Source organism: Streptomyces sp. KLMMK (assembly GCF_036961605.1).
Classification (GTDB): domain Bacteria; phylum Actinomycetota; class Actinomycetes; order Streptomycetales; family Streptomycetaceae; genus Streptomyces; species Streptomyces telluris.
In genome coordinates this window covers 1-5,048 of sequence record NZ_JBAMDC010000438.1, presented here as the reverse complement: position 1 = coordinate 5,048, position 5,048 = coordinate 1, and the positions used below count along the sequence as shown (strand labels likewise).

General features: G+C 73.8%; 6 protein-coding genes. 3 read left to right on the top strand and 3 right to left on the bottom strand.

The annotated features are described in order from the left end of the window. The coding region (locus V7793_RS33110; protein WP_336013408.1) for a hypothetical protein at window positions 1-246 on the bottom strand (246 nt) is incomplete at its 3' end. Window positions 247-295: 49 nt separating this feature from the next. Here V7793_RS33110 and V7793_RS33105 point away from each other — a divergent pair. The 3 genes from V7793_RS33105 to V7793_RS33095 all read left to right on the top strand — a co-directional run bounded on the left by V7793_RS33105 (window position 296) and on the right by V7793_RS33095 (window position 3,536). Further along, a complete protein-coding gene (locus V7793_RS33105; protein ID WP_336013407.1) occupies window positions 296-1,141 on the top strand; it encodes a GNAT family N-acetyltransferase in 846 nt (281 codons plus the stop codon). A gap of 45 nt (window positions 1,142-1,186) precedes the next feature. Next, the gene (locus V7793_RS33100) at window positions 1,187-1,720 is read left to right on the top strand and encodes a GNAT family N-acetyltransferase (RefSeq protein WP_168096775.1); all 534 of its coding nucleotides are present in this window, start codon (window positions 1,187-1,189) and stop codon (window positions 1,718-1,720) included. Window positions 1,721-1,838: 118 nt separating this feature from the next. Next, the gene (locus tag V7793_RS33095) at window positions 1,839-3,536 is read left to right on the top strand and encodes a proline--tRNA ligase (RefSeq protein WP_336013406.1); all 1,698 of its coding nucleotides are present in this window, start codon (window positions 1,839-1,841) and stop codon (window positions 3,534-3,536) included. 239 nt (window positions 3,537-3,775) lie between these two features. Here the strand turns inward: V7793_RS33095 and V7793_RS33090 are convergent, their stop codons facing one another. Together V7793_RS33090 and V7793_RS33085 are read right to left on the bottom strand one after the other, a co-directional pair. After that, window positions 3,776-4,711, bottom strand: coding sequence for an aminoglycoside phosphotransferase family protein (locus V7793_RS33090; RefSeq protein WP_336013405.1), 936 nt, complete (start codon window positions 4,709-4,711; stop codon window positions 3,776-3,778). Between the two features lie 31 nt (window positions 4,712-4,742). Further along, the coding region (locus V7793_RS33085; RefSeq protein WP_336013404.1) for a DUF4439 domain-containing protein at window positions 4,743-5,048 on the bottom strand (306 nt) is incomplete at its 5' end.

The window sequence follows — 5,048 nt, the reverse complement described above, 5'->3', positions numbered from 1 at the left end:
CATCGAGGAAGCCATGAAGATCGCCGAGCAGATGGAGAAGGACGGCGTCGCCTCCGGCGAGCCCAAGATCAGCATCGCCGGCTGACCCTGCTGCTCCATGCCCCGCGCCCCGTGCCCCGTGCGCCCGGGCACCCCGCGGAGCCCTCGGTGCCCCGCCCCGTCCAGCACGGGGCGGGGCACCGCTGCTTCCCGCCCCGTGCGGCCGCTAGGGGGGTGCGTCCAGGAGGCCGGGAGGTACAGTTCCAAGACCTGTTCCTCCGGCCTCGGGCCCCGCGACGGTGAGGCAAATCCACACGTGCTGACGACGACCACCACGAAGGTCCTGGAGCCCGGCGACATCGAGGCCGCCCTCGGCGTCCTCGACCGCGACCCCGTCGCAAACGCCTTCGTCGCCGCCCGCGTCCAGGTCGCGGGCCTCGACCCCTGGCGGCTCGGCGGCGAGATGTGGGGCTGGTACTCGGCCGGCCGCCTGGAGGCCCTCTGCTACGCCGGCGCCAACCTCGTCCCCATCTGTGCGGGCCCCGAGGCCGTACGGGCCTTCGCCGACCGCGCGCGCCGCGCGGGGCGCCGCTGCTCCTCCATCGTGGGCCCCGCGGAGGCCACGTCCGCGCTCTGGTCGCTCCTCGAGCCCCACTGGGGCCCCGCGCGCGAGGTACGCGCCCACCAGCCCCTCATGGTCACCCGCTCCATGCCCGCCGACATCGAGCCCGACCCCCTCGTCCGCCGCATCCGCAAGGACGAGATGGAAGTGATCATGCCGGCCTGTGTCGCCATGTTCACCGAGGAGGTCGGCGTCTCCCCGCTCGCGGGGGACGGCGGGCTCCTCTACCAGGCCCGCGTCGCCGAGCTCGTGGGCTCCGGCCGCTCCTTCGCCCGCATCGAGGACGGCCGAGTCGTCTTCAAGGCCGAGATCGGCGCCGCGACGCCCCACGCCTGCCAGATCCAGGGCGTCTGGGTCGCTCCCGAGTACCGCGGCCGCGGCCTGTCCGTGACCGGCATGGCGGCCGTCCTGCGCTACGCCCTCGCCGAGGTCTCGCCCGTCGTCAGCCTCTACGTGAACGACTACAACACCGCCGCCCGGGCCGCCTACCGGCGCGTCGGCTTCGAGGAGACGGGCGCGTTCATGAGCGTGCTGTTCTGAGCCGCCGGTCCCCGCTCGCGGGGAGCGTGCGGGTAGCCTCCCCGCATGGATGACATCGTGGTCGGGCCGCTCGACCTCGCCGCGCGGGTCGACGACGCGCTGGCCGTGCAGGCGCTGGCCTTCGGGCTCACCGCGGAAGAGGTCGCCGTACGGCGGCACATCGTGCTGCGCCACCTCGCCTCCCGCGGTGCCCGGGCGCTCGGGGCGACCACCCACGGGGGGCGCCTCGTCGGCTTCGTCTATGGGATGCCCAACGACCGCAGCCACTGGTGGTCGGGCGTCGTCGAGCCCTACCTGCGCGCCACGGGCAGCGAAGGCTGGCTCGACGACTCCTTTGTCATCACGGAGCTGCACGTCCACCCCGACTTCCAGAAACGGGGCATCGGCCGGGAGCTCATCACCACCATCACCGACAGCGCCGCCGAGCCCCGCTCGATCCTCTCCGCCATCGACACCGAGTCCCCCGCCCGCGGCCTCTACCGCAGGCTCGGCTACCGCGACCTGGCGCGCCCCGTGCACTTCCCCAGCGCACAGAGCCCGTACGTGGTGATGGGGGCCCCGCTGCCGCTGCTGGGGTGAGGCACGGGGCCGTGGGGAGGAGTCGTACGGGCCGGCCGGCGCGAGAACTCGTTTCAGCGGACCACCGGGCTGCCGCTAATCTCCTGACCATTCCCTACGCCCCGCCAGGAGACCAACGATGGCCCATGTCCAGCGCATGTCCACCACGCTGCTGAAGACACTGCGCGACGACCCGGCCGACGCGGAGACCGCCAGCCACAAGCTGCTGGTCCGCGCCGGGTACGTCCGACGCTCGTCCGCCGGAGTCTGGACCTGGCTGCCGCTCGGCAAGAAGGTGCTGGAGAACGTCTCGCGCGTGGTGCGGGAGGAGATGGACGCCATCGGCGGCCAGGAGGTCCTGCTGCCCGCCCTGCTGCCCAAGGAGCCCTACGAGGCGAGCGGACGCTGGGAGGAGTACGGCGACCTCCTGTTCCGCCTCAAGGACCGCAAGGGAGCCGACTACTTGCTCGGCCCCACGCACGAGGAGATCTTCACCCTCACGGTCAAGGACCAGTGCACGTCCTACAAGGACCTGCCCGTGATCCTCTACCAGATCCAGACCAAGTACCGCGACGAGGCCCGGCCCCGCTCCGGCGTGCTGCGCGGGCGCGAGTTCCAGATGAAGGACTCCTACTCCTTCGACACCACCGACGAGGGGCTCGCCGAGTCCTACCGCCTGCACCGCGAGGCGTACACCCGCATCTTCGAGCGCCTGGGCCTCGACTACCGCGTCGTCTCCGCCGTCTCGGGCGCCATGGGCGGCTCCGCGTCCGAGGAGTTCCTGGCGCCCGCCGCGGCCGGCGAGGACACCTTCGTGGACTGCCCCCGGTGCGACTACGCCGCCAACACCGAAGCCGTCACCGTGGCCGTGACCCCCTCCGGCCCCGCGGACCACGGGGCCGTCGAGGAGCTGGACACGCCCGACACGCCCACCATCGAGACCCTCGCGGCCCACCTGGGCGTGCCGGCCTCCGCGACGCTGAAGAACCTCCTCGTGAAGGTCGACGGCGAGATCACCGCCGTGGGCGTGCCCGGCGACCGCGAGGTCGACCTCGGCAAGCTGGGGGAGCACCTGGCGCCCGCCGTCGTCGAGCTGGTCACCGCCGAGGACTTCGCGGCCCGGCCCGACCTCGTACGCGGCTACGTCGGCCCCCAGGGCCTCAAGCTGCGCTACATCGCCGACCCGCGCGTGGCGCCCGGCACCGCATGGATCACCGGCGCCAACAAGCCCGGCAAGCACGCCCGCAACGTGGTGTGCGGACGCGACTTCGAGGTGGACCAGTACCTCGACGTGGTCGTGGTCGAGCCGGGCGACCCCTGCCCCCGCTGCGGCGCGGGACTGGAGATCGGCCGGGCGATCGAAATCGGCCACATCTTCCAGCTGGGCCGCAAGTACGCCGACGCCTTCGGGCTCGACGTCCTCGGGCAGAACGGCAAGCCGGTCCGCGTCACCATGGGTTCGTACGGCATCGGCGTCTCCCGCGCGGTGGCGGCCCTCGCCGAGCAGACGCACGACGAGTCCGGCCTGTGCTGGCCCCGTGAGGTCGCCCCCGCGGACGTGCACATCGTCGCCGCCGGCAAGGCGGTCCAGACCGAACTCGCCCTGGAACTCGCGGACAAGCTGGGCTCCGCGGGCGTCCGGGTCCTCGTCGACGACCGCACCGGCGTCTCCCCGGGCGTGAAGTTCACTGACGCCGAACTGATCGGCATCCCGGAGATCCTGGTGGTCGGCCGCGGGGCGCCCCAGGGGCTCGTCGAGCTGAAGGACCGGCGCACGGGCGCCCGTGAGGAGCTGCCGGTCGCCGAGGCGATCGAGCGGCTGAGCGCGCGCCGCTGACGGTCCGCCAGGGACGGCCGGGGCCCCGTGCCCCGGCCGCATGGGGCGGAGGCGCGGAGCCGCACGAGGCGCAGACGGGAGCCGCATGGGGCGGGGTCACCCGCATCGCATGGGGCGGACGCAGAACCCGCACGGGGCCGATACGGGACGTGCATGGGGCGGCTGCTGGCTGCGCATGGGGCGGCTCGACCACACGGCATGAGGCGGCAGCCCGTCCGCACCGCATGGGGCGGGCCCCGTCAGAGCATCCCCGCGAACTCCAGCAGGAGTTCGCCCCGTGCGCGCGCCCCGGAGGCGAGTTCGCGCATGCCCGCCTCCGCCGTGCGGAAGAGGGTCCAGCCGCGCAGCCGGTCGCGGTCGACGTCCAGGGCGTCGGCGAGCTTGGCCACGCGCCGCCGGGCGATGGCCGCGGCCCCGGGGGAGGCCATCAGGGTGTCGACCCGGTCACGGGCGAGCCACGCCAAGTCGTAGGCCCGCTCGCCCACCAGCGGCCTGGGGCCGACGGCCAGCCACGGGGCCCGCTCCCCGGCGAGCACCTTGCCCTGCTGGTAGCGACCGTGCAGCAAGGACGCCGGCTCCTCGGTGCCGGTGTCGGCCGTCAGCGCGTCCCGCAACTCCAGTGCCTCGTCGACGACGGCCCGCGCGTCGGCCGCCCACGGCTCCCCGCGCTGCTCCCGCATGGCGCCGGCGAGCAGAAGCGTGTGGTCGGCCACCGAAGTGAACGGGTGGTCGTCCGCCGGACGCACCCACAGACGCTGCAGCGTCGCCGTCGCCTCCAGGACGGCCTTCGCCTCCGCCAGGGACCGCAGGGTCACATCGGCCCGCAGCCGCTCCAGGAGAAGTGCACCCGCCCCGGGCTCCGCCTGCAGCACGCGGACCGCCCCCAGGCCGTTCCAGTGCGCCAGCGCCGCATGTTCCAGTGCGGTGGCCTCGTCCGGTGCTTCCAGCTTCAGTACGGCGCCCGTGCCGTCGGCCCGGCGTGCGAGGACGACGATGCTGCCCCGCCCGCCCGGTCGGTGCACCCGCTCCGGGGTCAGCTCCCAGCGCTCCGCGAACTCGGACACCTGCTCCGGCAGCGAGGCGAGCCATCGGCGCACCGCTCCGTCCGCCGGCCCGGAGCCCAGGGTCCGCACCAGCCGCTCCGGTGGTGCGAAGCGGTCGTCGGCGTTGCTCATATCCCTGTGCTGTCCTTTTCGTCCTTGCCGGTCAGGGGCGTTCGGGTGAACCGCTGGGCTTACCCGGAGCCGTCCGCTCCGTGAGCCCAGGGAAGGCTACGCCGCCGCCGCGCCAGCGCACCGCGCGCACTGCCGCCTCACGCAGTCCACCCGCCGCATCGAGCCGCAGGTCACCGCGGGCGGCGGCCACGAGATCGGCGTACACGGCCGCGACGCGCGCCTCCAGCTCCGCCGCCAGCCGTACGGCGGCGTCGGCATCCGGGACGGGGAACGGCAGCGCGTAACCAGCGGCCGCCGCCTCGGGCACGCCGCCCAGGTCCCGTACCGCCCGGCTCAT

Excerpts from the sequence above, each read along its gene's own strand:
- V7793_RS33100 (WP_168096775.1), top strand. The coding sequence starts at position 1,187 with ATGGATGACATCGTGGTCGGGCCGCTCGACCTCGCCGCGCGGGTCGAC.
- V7793_RS33095 (WP_336013406.1), top strand. The coding sequence starts at position 1,839 with ATGGCCCATGTCCAGCGCATGTCCACCACGCTGCTGAAGACACTGCGC.
- V7793_RS33090 (WP_336013405.1), bottom strand. The coding sequence starts at position 4,711 with ATGAGCAACGCCGACGACCGCTTCGCACCACCGGAGCGGCTGGTGCGG.